The 19,667-nt window shown below is 62.0% G+C and carries 18 protein-coding genes; 15 read left to right on the plus strand and 3 right to left on the minus strand.

Annotation, left to right across the window (positions count from 1 at the left end; genetic code table 11):
• Positions 1 to 128: 128 nt before the first annotated feature.
• The 4 genes from F0P96_RS04295 to F0P96_RS04310 all read left to right on the plus strand — a co-directional run bounded on the left by F0P96_RS04295 (position 129) and on the right by F0P96_RS04310 (position 5,557).
• On the plus strand, positions 129 to 1,805 hold the full coding sequence (locus F0P96_RS04295; protein WP_160619968.1) for a S8 family serine peptidase: 1,677 nt from the start codon (positions 129 to 131) through the stop codon (positions 1,803 to 1,805).
• Positions 1,806 to 1,909: 104 nt separating this feature from the next.
• Positions 1,910 to 2,230 carry a hypothetical protein gene (locus F0P96_RS04300; protein ID WP_151077546.1) on the plus strand — a complete coding sequence of 107 codons (321 nt, stop codon included), beginning with the start codon at positions 1,910 to 1,912 and terminating at the stop codon, positions 2,228 to 2,230.
• A gap of 112 nt (positions 2,231 to 2,342) precedes the next feature.
• Entirely contained in the window at positions 2,343 to 3,032 is a 690-nt protein-coding gene (gene rpe, locus F0P96_RS04305) for a ribulose-phosphate 3-epimerase (RefSeq protein WP_235917373.1), read from the plus strand.
• A gap of 5 nt (positions 3,033 to 3,037) precedes the next feature.
• Complete coding sequence (locus tag F0P96_RS04310; protein ID WP_151077547.1) at positions 3,038 to 5,557, plus strand: TonB-dependent receptor; 2,520 nt, start codon at positions 3,038 to 3,040, stop codon at positions 5,555 to 5,557.
• 87 nt (positions 5,558 to 5,644) lie between these two features.
• On the opposite strand, the gene F0P96_RS04315 is transcribed toward F0P96_RS04310, so the two are convergent.
• Positions 5,645 to 6,505, minus strand: a complete 861-nt coding sequence (locus tag F0P96_RS04315; RefSeq protein WP_151077548.1) for a DUF2911 domain-containing protein — start codon at positions 6,503 to 6,505, stop codon at positions 5,645 to 5,647.
• Between the two features lie 454 nt (positions 6,506 to 6,959).
• On the opposite strand from F0P96_RS04315, the gene hisG reads away from it, so the two are divergent.
• The 8 genes from hisG (at position 6,960) to hisIE (ending at position 14,448) form a co-directional block, all read left to right on the plus strand.
• Positions 6,960 to 7,811, plus strand: a complete 852-nt coding sequence (hisG, locus tag F0P96_RS04320) for an ATP phosphoribosyltransferase (RefSeq protein ID WP_151077549.1) — start codon at positions 6,960 to 6,962, stop codon at positions 7,809 to 7,811.
• A gap of 110 nt (positions 7,812 to 7,921) precedes the next feature.
• On the plus strand, positions 7,922 to 9,211 hold the full coding sequence (gene hisD / locus F0P96_RS04325) for a histidinol dehydrogenase (protein ID WP_151077550.1): 1,290 nt from the start codon (positions 7,922 to 7,924) through the stop codon (positions 9,209 to 9,211).
• 11 nt (positions 9,212 to 9,222) lie between these two features.
• Positions 9,223 to 10,272, plus strand: coding sequence for a histidinol-phosphate transaminase (gene hisC, locus F0P96_RS04330; RefSeq protein ID WP_235917374.1), 1,050 nt, complete (start codon positions 9,223 to 9,225; stop codon positions 10,270 to 10,272).
• Between the two features lie 21 nt (positions 10,273 to 10,293).
• Positions 10,294 to 11,397, plus strand: a complete 1,104-nt coding sequence (gene hisB, locus F0P96_RS04335; protein WP_151077552.1) for a bifunctional histidinol-phosphatase/imidazoleglycerol-phosphate dehydratase HisB — start codon at positions 10,294 to 10,296, stop codon at positions 11,395 to 11,397.
• Positions 11,398 to 11,489: 92 nt separating this feature from the next.
• Positions 11,490 to 12,089: an imidazole glycerol phosphate synthase subunit HisH gene (hisH, locus tag F0P96_RS04340; protein ID WP_338074384.1), complete on the plus strand. Its 600-nt coding sequence runs from the start codon at positions 11,490 to 11,492 to the stop codon at positions 12,087 to 12,089.
• Between the two features lie 71 nt (positions 12,090 to 12,160).
• Positions 12,161 to 12,880: a 1-(5-phosphoribosyl)-5-[(5-phosphoribosylamino)methylideneamino]imidazole-4-carboxamide isomerase gene (gene hisA, locus F0P96_RS04345; protein ID WP_151077554.1), complete on the plus strand. Its 720-nt coding sequence runs from the start codon at positions 12,161 to 12,163 to the stop codon at positions 12,878 to 12,880.
• A 52-nt stretch (positions 12,881 to 12,932) separates the two neighbouring features.
• Positions 12,933 to 13,724: an imidazole glycerol phosphate synthase subunit HisF gene (gene hisF / locus F0P96_RS04350; protein WP_151077555.1), complete on the plus strand. Its 792-nt coding sequence runs from the start codon at positions 12,933 to 12,935 to the stop codon at positions 13,722 to 13,724.
• Between the two features lie 67 nt (positions 13,725 to 13,791).
• Complete coding sequence (gene hisIE / locus F0P96_RS04355) at positions 13,792 to 14,448, plus strand: bifunctional phosphoribosyl-AMP cyclohydrolase/phosphoribosyl-ATP diphosphatase HisIE (protein ID WP_151077556.1); 657 nt, start codon at positions 13,792 to 13,794, stop codon at positions 14,446 to 14,448.
• A 9-nt stretch (positions 14,449 to 14,457) separates the two neighbouring features.
• Here the strand turns inward: hisIE and F0P96_RS04360 are convergent, their stop codons facing one another.
• The gene (locus tag F0P96_RS04360) at positions 14,458 to 15,099 is read right to left on the minus strand and encodes a hypothetical protein (protein WP_151077557.1); all 642 of its coding nucleotides are present in this window, start codon (positions 15,097 to 15,099) and stop codon (positions 14,458 to 14,460) included.
• 190 nt (positions 15,100 to 15,289) lie between these two features.
• Here F0P96_RS04360 and F0P96_RS04365 point away from each other — a divergent pair, with 190 nt between their 5' ends.
• Both F0P96_RS04365 and F0P96_RS04370 read left to right on the plus strand, forming a co-directional pair.
• Positions 15,290 to 16,051, plus strand: coding sequence for a glycosyltransferase (locus F0P96_RS04365; RefSeq protein ID WP_151077558.1), 762 nt, complete (start codon positions 15,290 to 15,292; stop codon positions 16,049 to 16,051).
• 5 nt (positions 16,052 to 16,056) lie between these two features.
• Positions 16,057 to 16,770: a lipid-A-disaccharide synthase N-terminal domain-containing protein gene (locus F0P96_RS04370; RefSeq protein ID WP_151077559.1), complete on the plus strand. Its 714-nt coding sequence runs from the start codon at positions 16,057 to 16,059 to the stop codon at positions 16,768 to 16,770.
• Positions 16,771 to 16,797: 27 nt separating this feature from the next.
• Here F0P96_RS04370 and F0P96_RS04375 read toward each other — a convergent pair whose 3' ends face one another.
• Positions 16,798 to 17,775 (minus strand): GDP-mannose 4,6-dehydratase, encoded by a 978-nt coding sequence (locus tag F0P96_RS04375; protein ID WP_151077560.1) that lies wholly within the window; start codon positions 17,773 to 17,775, stop codon positions 16,798 to 16,800.
• A gap of 162 nt (positions 17,776 to 17,937) precedes the next feature.
• On the opposite strand from F0P96_RS04375, the gene F0P96_RS04380 reads away from it, so the two are divergent.
• Positions 17,938 to 19,620, plus strand: coding sequence for an ArnT family glycosyltransferase (locus F0P96_RS04380; RefSeq protein WP_151077561.1), 1,683 nt, complete (start codon positions 17,938 to 17,940; stop codon positions 19,618 to 19,620).
• Positions 19,621 to 19,667: the final 47 nt, after the last annotated feature.

Consider the following 19,667-nt stretch of genomic DNA (forward strand, 5'->3'; position numbering starts at 1 on the left):
CAAGAGCGTGTCTTATGGTGCCGGAAACCAACCCCGGCCGGGGCGTGTCTGGCTAATACACGGGCTTTTTAGCCGCGTGCCGAATGCGTATCTTGTCGTCGTTAATCTGCTTCCTCGCCTCGCTGCTTATGCGCTTTTTTTCGCTTGTTGCTTTGCTCGCCGGCCTTAGTCTGGCCACCGCCGAGGCGGCTCCCCGGCCGCCGGCTCGCCCCGCCGGCACGGTACGCCGCCACCTGATTTATTTCCGCGACAAGGCCGGAACGCCCTTCACTGTGGGCCAGCCGCAGGCGTTTCTCTCGGCGCGGGCCATTCAGCGGCGGCAGCGGCAGGGCATAGCCGTGCAGCCGCGCGACTTACCGGTGTCGCCGAGCTACGTGGCGCAGGTGAAAGCCGTACCCGGCGTGCAGCTGTGGTATACTTCGCGCTGGTTCAACGCCGCCGTGGTGGCCTGCGACTCGGCTGCGCTGGGGCAGCTGCGGGCCAAGCCGTTCGTGGTGTCGGCCCAAACGCTGAACCGCAACGCCAAAACCCCGCCCCGAGTGGAAGTGGTGAAAGAAGCCGCCGAAACCCAAACCACGGCCCAGCGCACCGCCCACGACAAAACATACGGCCAGGCGTTCTGGCAGGCCAACATGATTGGGGCCGTGGCGCTGCACAACGCCGGCTTTCGGGGCGAAGGCATGCACATTGCCGTGCTTGATGCAGGGTTCCCGGGCGTCAACCAAACCGCACCGTTTGCCTCGCTGCGCAACGAAAACCGCCTGCTTAGCACCTTCGATTTTGTCGACCACGACCGGGGCGTGTACGAGAAGAACAGCCACGGCACCAACACGCTGTCGTGCATGGGCGCTAACCAGGCCAACGTGTACATCGGCACCGCGCCCAAGGCCAGCTACCACTTGCTGCTGACGGAGGATGTGTTTTCGGAGCACCCCATTGAAGAAGCCAACTGGCTTATTGCCGCTGAATACGCCGACTCGGCCGGCGTCGACATCATCAGCTCTTCTTTGGGCTACACCACCTTCGATGCCCCCTCGCGCGACCATACCTACGCCGATATGAACGGGCGCACGGCGCTGGCGTCGCGGGCGGCTACCGTGGCGGCCCGCACCGGCATTCTGGTCGTCAACTCGGCCGGCAACGACGGCAACAACTCCTGGCGTTACATCGGCGCCCCGGCCGACGCCGACTCGGTGCTGACCGTCGGCGCGGTGGATTCCATGGGCTTGCGCGCCGCCTTCAGCTCCGTCGGTCCTACTTCCGACGGCCGCATCAAGCCCAATTTATCGGCGCAGGGCGTTATTGCCGCCATCGTGTCGCCGAGTGGCCTGGTAGGGCGCGGCAACGGCACCTCCTTCGCGTGCCCGGTGCTGGCGGGCATGGCGGCTTCGTTCTGGCAGGCCAACCCCACGCTCACGGCCCAGCAGGTGTTGCAGTTTCTGCAGCAGAGTGCCAGCCAGGCCACGGCACCCAACAACCTGATTGGGTACGGGATTCCCAACGCCGAGCGGGCCAACATCCTGGCCAAGACCGGCACGCCGACGGCCGGCGGCCAGCTGAGCATCTTCCCAAACCCGACCAGCCGCGAACTGTACCTGAGCCTGCCCGCCGATTTGCGCAACCAGCCCTTGCACGTGGTTATTCACGATGTGCGGGGCGCTCTTATCGGCGAGCAACTGCTGGCTCCCAGCGGCGCGGCCCAGGTGCCGTTGCGCGTGCCGGCGCTGCGCTCGGGCATGTACCTGTGCACCGTAGAGCCGCAGGGCGGCGGCAAAACGCATACCCTCCGCTTCCTACAGTACTAGCCTGTTGGGCTTCGAGCCGGCTAGGCCGGCCGTGCCGCACTAACGGCCCGGCGGTGTCGTTGTAGACCTGCCGGGCCGCGTTATTCCTCCCGTTTCGCTTTTCTATGCTGCAGTTGATGATTTCCAAGCGCCTGGGTCGGCGCCAGTTTCACTTTACCGTGCAGGGCAGTTCCTTCCACGAAGTAGTAGCCGAATACGACCGCCTGAGCTTTCCCGATGTGCCCGCCTGTGGCTTGTGCGGCTCCGATAACCTCGACCTGACCTCGCGCGTGGCGCAGGACAAGTTCAAGTACACGTCCGTGAAATGCCTCGATTGCCGCGGCGACGTCACGTTCGGAAAGTTGCAGCGCGACGACCAGACGGTGTTTCTGCGCCGCCGCGAAAACGGGGAACTGGACTGGCAACCCTGGCGGAAAGGAGAATGAGGCGGAAAGCCGGTGATGGAAGTGCCAGGCGAGTGCCGCGTGCTACCCCTTGTCCGTCGCCTTCGCACTTTCCGCCCCATTACCTCATCACCCAATTGCCTAATTTCGCGGCATGACCGTTTCCCGCCGAATTACCCCGTTGCTGGCGCCGTCGATGCTGGCGTCCGATTTTGCCAACCTGCAGGCCGAAACCGAGCGCCTCGCCGGCAGCGCCGCCGATTGGCTGCACTGCGACATCATGGACGGCCGCTTCGTGCCCAACATTTCCTTCGGCTTGCCGGTGCTCGAAGCCATTCGGCGGCATGCCCAGCAGCCGCTCGATGTACACCTGATGATCGAGCAGCCGCAGCTCTACCTCGACGCTTTCCGCGACGCGGGCGCGGCCAACATCACGGTGCACTACGAAGCCTGCACCCACCTGCACCGGGTCATTCAGCAGATCAAGAAGCTGGGGTGCCGCGCCGGAGTGGCGCTCAACCCGCATACGCCCGTGTGGGTGCTGCAGGACATTGCGCCCGACCTCGATTTGGTGTGCATCATGTCCGTCAACCCCGGTTTTGGCGGGCAGGCTTTCATTCCGAACACCCTTAAGAAAGTGGCCGAGTTGAAGGAACTGCTCGTCGATGCCGGCTCGGAGGCCCTGATTGAAGTGGACGGCGGCGTGAACCTCGACAACGCGCTGCCGCTGGTGGAGGCCGGCGCCGACGTGCTCATTGCGGGCAGCTTCGTGTTCAACTCGCCCGACCCGGTGGCCACGCTGGCCGACCTGCGCGCCCAGCTTTCCGCCGCCACCGCCGAGTAGTACCCATGTCGCCCTTTCGATTTCCGCTGCTGCCGGCGTTGGCAGTCCGCAGCCTCTTGCTGCTGCCCCCCGCCAGTCTACTGCTTGTCACCGCTGCCTACGCTCAGCAGCCCGCCGCCAGCCGCACCGAGCTGCGCGGCACCGTGCGCGACGCCGCCGGTCAGCCGCTGGAGCAGGTAGCGGTGGCGTGGGAAGGCCTGCCCGGCGGCACCAACACCGACGCCAACGGCCGTTTTCGGCTACCGGTGCCGCGGCTGGCGGCGGGGCAAGCGGCGGTGCTGGTGGTGCGCCGACTGGGCTACGCCACCCAGCGCCGCACGTTCAGCAGCGCCCAGCTGGCGGAAGGAACCGACGTTAGCTTCAGCCTGAAAACCGACGCCCGCAGCCTCAACGACGTGACCGTGCGCGGGCGCCGCGAAGAAGACACGCGCGAGCAAATCAGCATCACCCAGCTCGACCCACGTACGGCCAAGGAATTGCCCTCGGCGTTCGGCGACTTCAACAAGGTGCTGACAACGCTGCCCGGCGTGGTGGCCAACAACGAGCTGACCAGCACCTACTCGGTGCGCGGTGGCAACTACGACGAAAACCTGGTGTACGTCAACGGCATCGAGGTGTACCGGCCGTTTCTGGTGACGGCTGCCCAGCAGGAAGGCCTAAGCTTCGTGAACCCCGATCTGGTGGACCGCGTGCAGTTTGCCTCCGGCGGCTGGCAGCCGCGCTACGGCGACAAGCTCTCTTCGGTACTCACCATCGACTACAAGCAGCCGCAGCGGCGGGCGGCCTCGGCCACGGCCAGCCTGGTGGGCGGCGCGCTGCACCTGGAAGAAGTATCGAAATCGGGCCGGGTGAGCTACCTGGCGGGAGTGCGCTACAAAAACGCCGAATACGTGCTGCGCGGCCTGCGCCAGAACCAGGGCGCCTACGACCCCACGTTTGTCGACGGGCAGGCGTACGTCACCATCGGACTGGGGCCGGCCACCGATTTGCAGCGGACGTCGCTGGGCGTGCTGGCAACGGTGGCTCACAACAACTACAAGTTCGCGCCCCAAACCGGGCAGGTCAACTTCAGCTCCGGGCTCAACCAGGTTCAGCGCCTGACCATCTTCTACGATGGCTACGAGCGGATGCAGTACGATACGTACCAGGGCGGGCTGAACCTGACGCACCATTTTACCCCGAGTCTGACCGGAGAAGTTATTTTGAGCGGCATGGTGTCGCGGGAGCAGGAGCTGCGCGACATCGAGGCGGCCTACACCTTCGCCGACATCAACCGCGACCCAAGCTCCAAGGACTACAACCTGCCGGTGCGGCAGCGCGACGTTGGTTCACGCTTCGACCACTCGCGCAATTCGCTGCTGGCGCGCATCGGCAACCTCGAAGCACGCGGCACCTACACGCCGTCGGAGCGGCACACCGTGCGCTGGGGCGTGAAGGCAGGCGTGGAAAATATCCACGACAAGCTCAACGAATATTCCTTCGTCGATTCGGCCGATTACGTGCCCGCCAACCGGTTCACCCGCCTGGTATCGGATCTGACGCTGGCCTCGGAACGCTACCAGGCGTACGTGCAGCACACCCTGCGCTTCGATTCGCTGCGCACGCTCACCTACGGCGTGCGGGCGCACTATTGGTCGGTGAACGGGCAGCTGGTGGCCAGCCCACGGGTGCAGTACGCGGCCACCTCGCGCCGCAACCGCAACCTGTCGTACAAAGCGGCGGCGGGCCTGTATTACCAGCCGCCGTTTTACCGCGAGCTGCGCAACCAGCAGGGCCAACTCAACCGCGAACTGCGTGCCCAACGCTCCGTTCACTTCATCACCGGCACCGAATACCGCTTTCGGCAGTGGGGCCGGCCGTTTCAGTTTACCGGGGAGGTGTACTTCAAGTACCTGACCGACGTAGTGCCCTACGATGTGGAGAGCGTACGGCTGCGCTACTTCGCCCAGAACCTGGCCACGGCCTACGCCGCCGGCCTCGATGCCCGCGTGAGCGGCGAGTTTGTGCCCGGCGCCGAATCGTGGTTTAGCCTGGGGCTGCTCACGACCCGCGAAAACCTCAAAGGCGACTCCGTTACCGTGCGCGACTCCGAAGGCACCGCCATTGGCAAAAAGGAGCAAGGCTACATCCGTCGTCCCACCGACCAGCGCCTGAACCTGGGAGTCTATTTCCAGGACCACTTGCCCGATAACCCCTCGGTGCGGGGGTACGTGAACCTGGTCTTTGGTACCGGTTTGCCGTTCAGCCCGCCCGGCTTGCCCGAAGACCGCGGCACCACCAAGCTCACCCGCAGCTACAAGCGCGTGGACTTGGGCGCCTCGAAAGTGCTGAGTGTGCGAAGCGACCGGCAACGCAAGTTTTACCAGCCCGAAACGCTATGGCTGGGCGTGGAAGTACTGAACGTGCTGTACGCCAACAACGTGGCCGGCTACAGCTACGTGCAGGACCTCAACGGCCGCACCTACGCCGTGCCCAACTACCTGTCGCGCCGCATTCTGAACCTGCGCCTGATTGCGCGTTTTTGATGCGCCGTCAACCCAATTGCAAATTGCCGAAGCGCAAAAAAGCCCGCTCGCAGCGGGCTTTTTTGCGTTCAAATAGGTACTAAAACCTTAGTAAGCCTTGGCTTGCCACTGCGTGAGGACGGCGCGCATGGTCGGCAGCTGGGTTTTGAAGGACTCGTCGTCTTTGTCGCCCATTTTGATGGCGCGGCGGGCAAACGCAACGGCGGTCATGTAATCCTCTTTCTGGGCCAGCAGTTTCGCCTTCAGCCAGTTGTTGGTGTAGGTGTCGTTGAGGGCAATGGCGCGGTTGATGTATTGCAGGGCCAGCTCCGCTTCCAGTTGGTTCTGGATCAGGTAATCGGCGGCCTGGGCCAGCAGCTGCGGATTGTCGGGCTTGGCTTCTACCGCTTTTTTCATGGCCCGCACCACTTGGGTATTCACGTCGGTGCGGATGCTGACGCTGAGGGTGCGCTCTTCCCACGAGAGGTTCAGGCGGGCCGCGCCGGGCCGCACGTCGGAAAACCAGTAGCCGAGCGTCTCGCGCATGGGCGCGGTTTCGGGCAGCACCGGCAGGCGCAGCAGGTCATCGGCTTCCTTGTAGCCTTCGGCGCCCCAGTGCGTGGTGACTTTGTTGAGGATCAGCTGCCACTCGTGGTCGGCCGAGGGCAGCACGTACACGGAGTACTTGCCGGCCGGCACGGGTTTGCCGCCCACGCGCACCGAGTCGGAGAAGGTAATGGTTGTATTCTCGTTGGCTCCGGCCCGCCAGACCTGGTCGTAGGGCACGAGCTGGCCCCAGATTTTGCGGCCTTTCACGTTGGGCGCGTGGTAATCAACGGTTACTTCGGTCAGGCCCACGGTTTGGGTAACCACGGCGCGCGGGCTGGCCTGCGGTTGGGGGAAATCCTGGGCAAGCGCTACCGAGGCGGTGAGCAGGCAGCTGGCAACGAGGGCAACGAAACGAGACATAGAGGCAGGGCAGAGGGTGGTAAGCTAACGACGCGGCCCGAAGGAAAAGTGCCAAGATACGACAGCCAGGGGCCTCGGTGGTTTAATCTCACATCATCATGTGAGGGTTTTCGGGGCGTAACCTTTGCAAAACCAGATTCCGCAGTACATTTGCGGCAGCTTATCCCGCCGCATGCACCCCTTCGCTGCTATTGTGCGCCCCCTCACGTTGCCGGTTGCCCCCGTTGGGGTTGCCGCACTCGGGCATGCCGGCCATCATCACCATTCCTCCCAGGAGGAATAGCTACACTACATGCATCCGGCTAGTGCGCCGGATGCCCCGGTTTACCCCTTCGCCCGTTTCGGCCCGCCGCCGAAACCCGTGCGCCCCTTTTTCTTCGTGATTTGCCCGTGCCCGGCCGCCATCCGCTGCGCCCCGCCGTAGGCAGTTACTTTCCCGCTTGTTTTCCTGATTATGATTCGTCTGGCCATTCAAAAGTCCGGTCGCCTGAGCGAAGATTCCCTGTCGCTGATTCGCGAATGCGGCATTGGGTTTCTGAGCAGCACTTTCAAGCTCAAAACCGAAGCCACCAATTTTCCCCTCGAAATCCTGTTTCTGCGCGACGACGACATTCCTGGCTACGTGCAGGACGGCGTGGCCGACCTCGGCATCGTGGGCCAGAATGTGCTTGTGGAAGCGGGCCTGACCAGCCTGCAGGTCGAGGCATTGGGCTTCAGCAAATGCCGGCTGTCGTTGGCCGTGCCCCGTGGAGAGGCCTACAATTCGGTGGCCGACCTGCAAGGCAAAAACATTGCAACGTCGTACCCGCAGCTGCTGGGCAGCTACCTGGCCGGCCAAGGGGTGCAGGCGCAACTGCACACCATCAGCGGGTCGGTGGAAATTGCGCCCAGCATTGGCCTGGCCGATGCCATCTGCGACATCGTCTCGTCGGGCTCGACGCTGCTCGGCAACGGGCTGCGGGAAGTGGAAACCGTGTTTCGTTCCGAAGCGGTGCTGATTGCCAACCAACAGCTGGCGCCCGAAAAGCGGGAATTGCTGGAGCAGCTGCAGTTCCGCATGCAAGCCGTGCGCCGTGCCCGCCGCAACAAGTACATCCTGCTCAACGCGCCCGTTTCCGCACTCGATGCGGTAAAGGCCTTGCTGCCGGGCATTAAGTCGCCCACCGTTACGCCGCTGGCCGAAGCCGGCTGGGTGTCGGTGCAGTCGGTGGTCAACGAAGACGACTTCTGGCACATCACCGACCGGCTGAAAGCCGTAGGCGCCGAAGGCATTCTGGTGCTGCCAATCGAGAAGATGATTTCCTAGTCTACTGTGCTGGCCGGGCTGCTGGGTGAAATGTGCGGATGCCGTTGAATCGGGCCCGTCTGCACACACGATTACCTCAGCGCAATGCCGCAGCTTTTTCGAACAACGACATGCAAATCATTCGCTACCCGAGCGCGGCCGAGTGGCCCGCGCTCCAGCAACGCCCCGCCCAGGCCGAAAGCCAGGAAGTGGCCGAGCGCGTGCGCCACATTTTCGACGATGTACGCCAGCGCGGCGACGCGGCCCTGCGCCAGTATGCTGCCGAGCTGGACGGCGCCACGCTGCACGAGTTGCGCGTAAGCCCCGCGGAGCTGGCGGCCGCCGCGGCCCTGGTGCCGGCCGAACTGCAAGCCGCCATTGGGCAGGCCCGCCAGAATATCGAGCGTTTCCATGCTGCCCAGCGCGGAAACGAGCTGCGCCTCGAAACCGCGCCCGGCGTGGAATGCTGGCGCCGCGCCGTGCCCGTGCAGCGCGTGGGCCTCTATATTCCCGGCGGCTCGGCGCCCTTGTTTAGCACCTTGCTCATGCTGGGCGTGCCGGCCCAACTGGCCGGGTGCCCCACTATTGTGCTCTGTACCCCGCCCGCCAAAGACGGCTCCGTGAATCCGGTTATCCTATACACGGCCGCGCTGCTGGGCATCGACACCATTATAAAAGCTGGCGGCGCCCAAGCCATTGCAGCCCTTACCGGCGGCACCGCGAGTGTGCCCGCCGTCGACAAGATCTTTGGGCCCGGCAACCGCTACGTAACGGCCGCCAAGCAATTGGCCGCCCAGCGCGGGGTGGCCATCGACATGCCGGCCGGCCCGTCGGAAGTGCTGGTTATGGCCGACGAATCGGCGCAACCGGCGTTTGTGGCGGCCGACTTGCTGAGCCAGGCCGAACACGGCCCCGATTCGCAAGTGGTGCTGCTCACAACGTCGGCAAGAATGCTAGAGCAGGTAACCGCCGAAGTGGAGCAGCAACTGCAGGAGTTGCCGCGGCGTGACGTAGCCGCCCAAGCCTTGCGCGAAAGCCGGGCGGTGCTGTTGCGCACGCCCGAGGAAATGCTGCGCTTCTCCAACCAATACGCACCCGAGCACCTGATTCTGGCCGTCGACAATGCCGAGGAGCTGGCCGCGGGCGTGACCAATGCCGGTTCGGTATTCCTGGGCCACCTCACCCCCGAAGCCGCCGGCGACTACGCCTCGGGCACGAACCATACCTTGCCCACGAACGGCTACGCCCGCAGCTACAGCGGCGTCTCGCTCGATTCGTTTGTGAAGAAAATCACCTTCCAGCGCATCAGCGCCGCGGGGTTGCAACAGCTGGGGCCGGTGGTCGAAACCTTGGCCGAAGCCGAAGGCCTGCGGGCCCATGCCCGCGCCGTAACCATCCGTTTGGAAACCTTATCTGTCTGATGCCTGCCGCTATGAACCTGGACAAGCTGATCCGGCCCAACGTGCGGGCCATGCAACCCTACGCCTCGGCCCGCGACGAATTTCAGGGCGAAGCGCGGGTGATGCTCGACGCCAACGAAAACAGTCAAGGCTCCGTCGGCCCGGTGGCGTTCAACCGCTATCCTGATCCGCTGCAGCGGAGCCTGAAAGCCGAAGTGGCCCGGCTCAAGCAGGTGGCCACCGAGCAGATTTTCCTCGGCAACGGCTCCGACGAAGCCATCGACTTGCTGCTGCGTCTGACCTGCGTGCCCGGCCAGGACAGCATCGTGATTTTGCCGCCCACCTACGGCATGTACGAAGTGGCCGCCCACCTCAATGACGTGCGCGTGGAGCGCATTCCGCTCACGCCCGACTTTCACGTGTCGGCCGACGCCATTGACCAGGTCCTGGCATCGTCGGCCAAAGTCGTGTTTCTCTGCTCACCCAATAACCCGACCGGAAATCTGCTGCACGCCGCGGCGGTAGAGCAGATTCTGCGCGGGTTCGGGGGGGTGGTGGTGGTAGACGAGGCCTACATTGATTTTGCCGGTGCCCCAAGCTGGACCACGCGCCTGAATGAGTTTGAAAATCTGGTGGTGCTCCAGACGTTTTCGAAAGCCTGGGGCCTGGCCGGGCTGCGCCTGGGCATGGCCTTTGCCGCGCCGGCCCTCATCGGCTACCTCAACAAAATCAAGCCGCCTTATAATATATCGGAGGCCACGCAGCAGCACGCGCTGGCGGGCTTGGCCGATGCCGAGCGGTTTGCGGCCATGCGCCAGGAGTTGCTGGCTGGCCGCGCATGGCTGGCCGAGCGCCTGCCCGCCGTGCCCATCGTCGAACACGTATTCCCGTCCGACGCCAACTTTCTACTCGTGCGTTTCCGGCCCGATGCCACGGCGGTTTACCAGTACCTGCTTGACCAAGGCATCGTGGTGCGCAACCGCACCACCCAACCCGGCTGTGCCGGCTGCCTGCGCCTGACCGTGGGCACCGCATCCGAAAACGAAACCTTGCTTGCGGCGCTGCAGCAATTTTCTCAGTAGCCGCTCACGCTTTCTTGCCCCATGAAAAAAGTTCTCTTCATCGACCGCGACGGTACCATCCTCGTGGAGCCGCAACCCAGCCAGCAAGTCGATAGCCTCGATAAGTTTGCCTTTGTGCCCGGTGCCATCAGCGCCCTGGCGCGCATCGCCCGCGAGCTGGACTACGAGTTGGTGCTGGTGACCAACCAAGACGGGCTCGGCACCGAGTCGTTTCCGGAAGACACCTTCTGGCCCGCGCAGCAGCTCATGCTGGATATCCTGCAGGGCGAAGGCGTCGCGTTTGCCAGCAGCCACATCGACCGCAGCTTTCCCCACCAGAACCTGCCCACGCGCAAGCCGGGAATCGGCATGCTCACGGCCTACCTGGATGCCGCCAACAATTACGACCTGCCGAACTCGTTCGTCATCGGCGACCGGCTTACCGATGTGGAGCTGGCCGCGAACCTCGGCAGCCAAGCTATCCTAATAGGAGAGGAGCCGGACCCGCGCGCCGCTCTCACCACCACAAGTTGGGAAGCCATCTACCAATTCCTGCGGCAACGTCCGGCCCGCACCGCCGTGGTACAACGCGACACGAACGAAACCAAAATCCGCGTCGAGTTGAACTTGGACGGTGACGGGCGGCATAGTATAAAAACCGGGCTTGGTTTTTTCGACCACATGCTTGATCAACTCAGCAAGCACAGCGGCGTGGACATGCTGATTGAAGTACAAGGCGACTTGCACATCGACGAGCACCACACCATCGAAGACACCGCTCTGGCGTTGGGCGAAGCGTTTGCCCAAGCCCTCGGTGACAAGCGCGGATTGGCCCGCTACGGTTTCCTGCTGCCCATGGACGATTCTTTGGCGCAGGCCGCCATCGACTTTTCGGGCCGGCCATGGCTGGTGTGGAATGCCGAGTTTCGCCGGGAGAAAATCGGTGATATGCCAACGGAAATGTTTTACCATTTCTTTAAAAGCTTCGCCGATGCTGCTAAGTGCAACCTCAATATCCATTGCAGCGGCGAGAACGAACACCACAAGATCGAAGCCATATTTAAGGCAGTAGCCAAATCTGCTCGTATGGCAATAGCGCGGGATTTCAGCCAGATGGAAATACCCAGCACCAAAGGAGTGCTGTAGGTTTTCTCAAATGGTAATGCAAATGAGTAAACTTCATCCGGCGTCAAATTTGGAGTTGTTACTCAAATGTATAATGACTGTGAGTAGATCAAATGCATACACAAATGAACATAGCGGTGGTTGACTACAAAGGCGGCAACGTGCAGTCGGTCCTGTTCGCATTGGAGCGCTTGGGCGTCAGTGCTACGTTAACGGCCGACGCCGAAACCATTCGGCGGGCCGACAAGGTCTTGTTCCCGGGCGAGGGCGAAGCGGCCTCGGCCATGCGGGAGCTGCGGACGCAAGGGCTCGACAAACTATTACCCACGCTCACGCAGCCGTTCCTAGGCATTTGTTTGGGGATGCAACTGCTCGGCACGCACAGCGAGGAGAACGATACCGACTTGCTGGGGATTCTACCTTTTGCGGTGCAGCGCTTTCCGGCATCCGCCGACTACAAAGTGCCGCACATGGGCTGGAACACCTTGCACGCACTGCAGTCACCGTTGTTTGCGGGCCTGCGCGAAGGGGACTACGTGTACTTCGTGCACAGCTACTTCGCCCCGGTGGGCGACTACACCATTGCCCAGGGCCGGTATCCGGCCCCGTTCAGTGCGGCGGTGCAGCATCGGAATTTTTACGCCGTGCAGTTTCACACCGAGAAAAGTGGAGCCGTAGGCACGCGCATTCTGCAAAACTTCCTCACCCTGTAATGTAGTGCGTGGTTGCTCATGCCTGACAAGACACTCACCACGCATGAGCAACCGCGTACCTAGCTCCCACAATGGAAATCATTCCGGCTATTGACCTTATCGGCGGCCAGTGCGTGCGCCTGACCGAAGGTGACTTTGCCCAACAAACCACCTACGATTCGGACCCGCTGGCGGTGGCCCAGCGCTTCGAGCAGCACGGCCTGCGCCGGTTACACTTGGTGGATCTGGACGGCGCCCGCGCCAAGCGGCCCGTGAACCTGGCTGTTCTCGAGCGTATTGCCCGCCACACCAGCCTCGTGATTGATTTTGGCGGCGGCTTGCAGCAGGAGGATGCCGTGCGGCAGGCCTTCGATGCGGGCGCCGCGCAAATCACGGCCGGCAGCATTGCCGTGCGCGAGCCGGAAACCGTGCAGCACTGGTTGCAGGCGTTCGGGGCCGAGCGTATCATCATCGGGGCCGATTTCCGCGACCAGCGCATTGCCATTAATGCCTGGGCCGAGCAGTCGGAGCGGACCCTGCGCGAGTTTGTGGCGGCCTACCTGGCCGTGGGCGCCACCACTTTCGTGTGTACCGACGTGAGCAAGGACGGCAAGCTGCAAGGCCCGGCGCTGTCAGCCTACCAGGAACTCATCGACCAATTGCCCGCAGCGCAGGTGGTGGCCAGTGGCGGCGTTACCACGCTGGCCGACGTGGAGGCCCTGCAGGCGGCCGGGCTGCACGGGGCTATCATCGGCAAGGCCATCTACGAAGGCACCATTCAGCTGACCGATTTGCGGCGGTTTGTGGCGTAAGCCGTCCTGGCCTATTTCTCTTTACCCTTCATCAAGCAAATCCTTTTTTCCCGTGCTGACCAAACGCATTATTCCCTGCCTCGACGTGAAAGACGGCCGCACCGTGAAAGGGGTCCGGTTTGAGGGCCTGCGCGACGCCGGCGACCCGGTGGCCCTGGCCGCCCAGTACGCCCGGCAGGGCGCCGATGAGCTGGTGTTCCTCGACATTACAGCGACGAATCAGAAGCGGCAAACGCTGGTGACGCTGGTGCGCGACGTAGCCCGGGAGCTGGACATTCCCTTCACCGTGGGCGGCGGCATCGGCTCGGTGGCCGATGTGGAAGCCCTGCTGCTGAACGGGGCCGACAAAGCCAGCATCAACTCGGCCGCGCTCCAACGCCCCGAGTTGATTGACGAACTGGCCGGGCGGTTCGGCTCGCAGTGCATTGTGGTGGCCGTCGACGCCCGGTTCAGCCCCGAGGCGGGCTGGCAGGTATACACCCGCGCCGGCACGCAAGCCACCGGCCGCGACGCCGTGGCTTGGTGCCGCGAGGTGGCCGAGCGCGGTGCCGGCGAAATCCTGCTGACCTCTATGAGCCACGACGGCACCAAGGACGGTTTCGCGCTCGACCTGACCGGGGCCGTGTGTGCCGCTGTGCCGGTGCCCGTGGTGGCCTCGGGCGGGGCCGGGCGCATGGAGCATTTTACCGAGGTATTCCAACAAGCCAAAGCCGATGCCGGCCTTGCCGCCAGCATCTTCCACTTCGGCGAAATCGGCATCCCGGATTTGAAGCAACACCTGCAAGACGCCGGCGTGCCTGTACGTATCGGAAGCGCACTGGCTGAGAGGAAAGTAAAGGCCTGAGCAAACACCCCGTTTTTGAACCACCGTGAATCCGCCAACGGCCTGCAATCAGCTGCCAATAACTACCATGACCCTCGACTTCGATAAAATGGGCGGGCTTATTCCCGCCGTGGTGCAGGACGCCGATACCGGGCAGGTGCTCATGCTGGGCTACGTCAACGAGGAAGCCTTGCGCAAAACCGAGCAGGAAGGCCGCGTTACCTTTTTCTCGCGTTCCAAGAACCGCCTCTGGACCAAGGGCGAAACCAGCGGCCATTTTCTGGCGGTGGAAAGCTTGCATCCCGATTGCGACGGCGACGCGCTGCTCATCCGGGCCCGGCCCGATGGGCCAACTTGCCACCGCGGCACTACCAGTTGCTTCGAGCAGGCCAACGAAACTGTGTATCCGGCCGCGCCGGTAGGGTTTCTGGCCGAACTGGAGCGCCTGGTGCAGCGCCGCCGGGCCAACCCCACCGAAGAGCCAAACTCCTACACCGCCAAGCTCTTCGCTAAAGGATTGCCCAAAATTGCCCAGAAAGTAGGCGAGGAGGCCGTTGAAACGGTTATCGACGCCGTGGCCGGCAATCGGGCCGGGCTACCGGGCGAAGCCGCCGATTTGCTGTACCACCTGCTGGTGTTGCTGGCGGCATCGGATCTGGCGCTGCCGGACGTAATCGAGGTACTCCGGCAGCGCCATTCCACTATTTCAACCGGCCAGCGGCGCTCCGACACCGAAGGCATCTAGAACCAGTACCTAGAACCGGTAGCCGAGCTGCAGGCCCAAGCCCGGCGTGAAGCGCAAAGCCGATGTTGGGTCGCCTGCCAAACGTTTTGGGCGGCTGACGTCTAGGCTTAGGAACGTATCCAGGCTCAGACGTCGTCCCAGGGCCCATTGCCGGCCCACCCGGAACTGCGGGTTGACTTTAAAGCTGTTGTAGGTGGTGGTGACGTGCTGGTCTTCGATGCCGTCGCCGGATTGCGAGTGGTTTGTGCGCGCGTGCTCGTAGCGGGCCTGCAGTCCTGCGCCCACGTACCAACCGATAAGGGCCGGTTTGCTGGCTTGCAGGAAATACCGCGCCTGGCCGAAAGCCGCCACCCGGCGCACCTTTGAACTGGCCTGGTACCTGATGACGCCGGCATCGGTAAAATAGTCGGCCCCGCCCCGGTGGGTGTACCCGTCGTAGCCGATGGTGGCTTCGGTGCTGAGCCGCGGGGCTATCAGCCATTCGTAGCTGAGCGTTGGCAGGTCGCTGTTCAACTCAGAGCTCTGAAGCCCCAGTTTGAGGGCGTGAGTACGCGGCGCTGGCGCTTCAGTGGGGGTTTGGGCGCTGGCACGCTGGCTCCAGCAGGTGCTGGCCGCAACCAGCAGGGCAAGCGTAACGGTGGAAGGCTTCATTGGATGCGTCTAACTACAGTGGGTTTGCCCAGTGAGTCCAACAATGGGCGCAAGCGTTGCACGCTGTGCCGAACATACCTGATGAGCGGCTGTGTGGCTTGGCGGCAACACCGAGCCAATGGGCCGCGTACCCCGGCAACGAGTCCCGCTGATTCGTTTGCTACCTTCGCGCCGCGTTTTACCCTTGCCTATGCCCCCCGCCGATCCGAAGTACCTGGCCACGCAGTCCCTCACGGTGCTGGTGCCCGTGTACAACGAAGAAGAAAGCCTGCCGCAGTTTGTCATCGAGATGAACAAGTACCTGGAGCAAACCCCGGTCGCTACCACCGTTCTGTTTATCAACGACGGCTCCACCGATGGTTCGCTGGCGTTATTGCGGGAGGTGTGCCGGCGCGATGCCCGCTACGCCTTCGTGTCGCTGGCGCAAAACCGGGGGCTATCCACGGCCATCAAGGCCGGCATCGACCACTGCCGCACCACGCTGGTGGGCTACATCGACTCCGATATTCAAACCACGCCGCTGGATTTCCTGCGTTTCTTCGAGTTTTTCCCGGCGTACGACATGGTCAATGGCATCCGGGCCAAGCGCCAGGATTCGGTGGTGAAAAAGCTGTCCTCGAAGGTGGCCAACGGTTTCCGCCGGGCCCTCATCAACGACGGCATCCAGGACACCGGCTGCCCGCTCAAGATCATGAAGATTGAGCACGCCCGCCGGCTGCCGTTGTTTCACGGGATGCACCGTTTCCTGGGCGCGTTGGTGCAGTTGCAGGGTGGGCGCGTGAAGCAGATTCCGGTGCAGCATTTCCCGCGCTTTGCCGGCACGGCCAAGTATAACCTCTGGAACCGCGCCTGGAAGCCCCTAGTCGATACGTTTGGTTTCCGCTGGATTCGCTCGCGCTGGAAGAATTACGAAATCGGGGAGAAGCACCACCCGGGTTTGGCGCAGGAATAGGAGGGATGGGTACTTGGGGAACCGGCCCGTGGGTGAACACGCTGGCATTGCTGATTGGGCTGACGTCGCAGTTGCTCTTTTCGAGTCGCATTGTGCTGCAATGGATTCAGAGCGAGCGAGCCAAGCGGGTACTCGTGCCCACGCTGTTCTGGCAGATCAGCCTGGTATCCTCGTTTCTGATGATTATCTACGGCATGCTGCGGCACGACCCCGTTATTCTGGCCGCGCAGCTCATCAGCTACGTCATTTACATCCGCAACCTGCAGCTGCTGGGCGAGTGGCGCAAGCTGCACGTCGTGTTTCGAGCGGCCGCGTTTGCCTTCCCCTTGGCCACGCTGCTGTGGTTCGTTACCGGGTCGGCCCATATGAGTTTGCGGGCCATGCTCAGCACCCGCATACCCGGTGGCTGGCTGCTGCTCGGGGCCGTGGGCCAAACCATCTTCCTGTTGCGCTTCGTCTACCAGTGGATTTATTCCGAACGCAAAGGGGAATCGGTGCTGCCGTTGGGCTTCTGGGGAGTAAGTTTCGTGGGGTCTGTGCTCATTCTCATTTACGCCCTGCTGCGCCACGATGTGGTACTGATTATGGGCAACGTGTTCGGCACCGTAGTGTACGCCCGCAACATTGTGTTGCTGCGCCGCGAAACAGCGGAAACTCCTGCCGCCCATGGAGCCCAGCCCGCCGTCGACGATAAGAAGCCCGAAGGATTCGTAGCTTGATTCAATGTTTCTATTGGCAGAGCGACGTCACGCTTCGGTCGGGGTTGCTCGTAACCACGCCACGAATTGCGCCAGCCCTTCGGCCAGGGGGGTATGGGGGGCATAGCCCAACAGCGTCTGGGCTTTGGTTAAATCCGCGAAGGTCACGTCCACGTCGCCTGCTTGCATAGGCTGATACTCCAGTTGGGGCTGAATCTGCAAGGCCTGGCCAATGGCCTCAATCAACTCCAGCAGCGCCACGGGGCGGTTGTTGCCCAGGTTCACGGTTTCGTAGCAGCCAGGGTGCGTCAGCAGGTACTGAATGCCACGCACAATTCCCTCCACCGTGTCGCCAACGAACGTATAGTCCCGCGCCGTTGAGCCGTCGCCGTACACCGGTATGGGCTTCCCTGCCAGCAGCAGCCGGGCGAACTTGTGGATGGCCAGGTCGGGTCGTTGCCGCGGGCCGTACACGGTGAAAAACCGCGTGTTCAGAACGCTCAGGCCGTGCAGGTGGTGGTAGGTGTAGGTCAGCTCTTCGCCCGCCAGCTTCGACGTGGCATAAGGCGAAATGCAGGCTTGCTGCAACTGCTCGTCTTCGCGGAAAGGCCGCCGTTCAGTATTGCCGTATACCGACGACGACGAGGCGAAGAGCAAACGCGTCACCTGTTGGGTACGCATCCATTCCAACAGGTGGGCGGTGCCCAGCAGGTTGTTGTCGAGGTAGGCTACCGGGGAGTTTACGGACGGTCCCACCCCGGCTTTGGCCGCCAAATGCACCACCACATCGATAGCAGTCGATCCAATAGCCTCCTGTAGCGCTGTGGGTCCCTGGCGCAAGTCCAGTTCGTGAAACGCAAACCGGGCATGATTGCGCAGGGTAGCCAGGTTGCGTTCCTTGCTTGGTCGGGGGTAAAACGGGTCGAAATTATCCAGGCCGACCACATTGAATCCATCGGCGAGTAGCCGCTCGCACAAATGCGAACCTATGAAGCCCGCGCAACCTGTTACCAAAACCGTATGCATGCACCCGAAGAGCAAGTAGAAAGTGCCACGTGTACGCATGAATGCCGATTCCGGTCACGTCACGGGCGGGCAAAGGTAGAAGAAATGCGTGCAGTGGCGAGGCATCGGCAAGGGGGCTTTTCGCGTACTTTGGGCTTGCTGAGCTGTAATTTTTAATTGTGCATGATTGATTCTGATGCTGGTCGGCCACGCTGGTCGTCGCCGTGGGTGCAAGCGTTGCTGCTGGCTGTATTGTGCTACTTCTGTTTCTTTATTAATCTGGAGGCCCAGGAAATAGGCCTTATGGAAGCTCGGAATTTCGTCGCTGCCCGAGAAATTCATGCCGGCGGTTCTTGGCTGTTGCCCACCATGAACGGTGAGTTGCGGCTTGCCAAACCCCCGTTGCCCACGTGGCTGGTCGCGGTTGTCATGAACCTCACCAGTAACACTACCGATTTGGGCGTGTTGCGGCTGCCCTCTGCATTTGGTGCTTCGCTGCTGGTGTTCGGTTTTTGGTGGCTGGCGCGGCTTTTGGCTTCCGATCGGTTCACGGCGTGGCTGGGGGCTGTGGTCTTAGCTACCTCGCTGCTCATGCTGACTGTGGGGCGCGATGGGAACGGGTGGGATGTGTATTGCTACTGTTTTATGGTATGGGCTTTGGCAGCTTTGGTGAAAGGCTGGCAAAGTCCAGTGCGTGCTTTCGGGTGGTTTGGTTTGGCCGGAGTCCTAATTGGGCTTTCTGTACTCAGCAAAGGACCCGTAGCGCCCTATGGCATGCTGTTGCCGTTCTGCGCCAGCTGGCTGTGGCGGGGAGGGTGGGCGGCCGCCAAACGTCACCTGCCTGAGGCTGCATGGGCAGTGGTGGTGGCTCTTATCGTGGGGGGGGCTTGGCCGCTGTTTCTCTACTCGAAGCATGCATCGGAAGTAGCAGCGGTTGCACACAATGAAAGCACGGCGTGGGTAGAGCGGCACGTGCAGCCGGTATGGTATTACTGGTCGTTCCCCGTCTTTACAGGCGTATGGGTGGTTGCGGCCGTAGCGGCACTCGCGTGGCGGTTTGCACGGCCGCGTTTGCAACGGTTTTTGCCGTACACTCAGTTATTTGCCTGGGTAAGTATAACCCTTGTCTTACTGACGTTGATTCCGGAAAAGAAGGAGCGTTACTTGCTACCGGTATTACCCCCTTTGGCGCTTTTGGCAGGTGGGATGCTTCGCTTCTGGCTGCTTGGGCCGAATCACCAGACTCGTTTGGACCGTCGATTACTTCGTCTCTGGGGTGGTTTATTTGCTGTAGTAGGAGTAGGAGTACCCGTTGCCTTGCAGGTAATTCATTTGCCCGGTTACCATGCACAATTTCTGATGTATTGGGGTTGCACTGCGGTATTTGGGGGCATTGCCATCTGGGCGGTCTGGAATTTAGTAAGGCAACCGCAAGCCAGCGTAATTCTGGCCTGCGGCATCCTTGTTACCGTCGGGTTCACTTCATTGTTAATGGGCACCTATCCTCAGTGGCAGCGCCGGCGCGATGACCCAGGTCTGCGTCCGTTAAGGACCGTGGTGAGCCAGCATCCCGAATGTCAGAAGTTGCCGGTCTTTAGTCTGAACGAGGAAATGCATATCAAGTGGATTTGGGCAGCCCAGCGTCCGGTGCCGGTATGGCATGTTTCACCTACCGAGGGGAATTTACTATCCGTGCCACTCCCCGTTATTGTGTATTCTTCCCATCGGTTGCAACGAGAAAGCTTTCCGGCGAGCTGGCGTAAGAATGTCAAAATTGCGCCCCTTGACAGCTTTACCATTGGGCATAAGGTTTCCGATGGAACGTGGCACGTAGCGAAATTGGAAAGTTTAGATTCTCCTGATTAACATAATTGTTTTCCAGTTATAGAACATTTATGTGCCTCAATAGGGAA

It is taken from the genome of Hymenobacter busanensis (assembly GCF_008727865.1).
Classification (GTDB): Bacteria; Bacteroidota; Bacteroidia; order Cytophagales; family Hymenobacteraceae; genus Solirubrum; species Solirubrum busanense.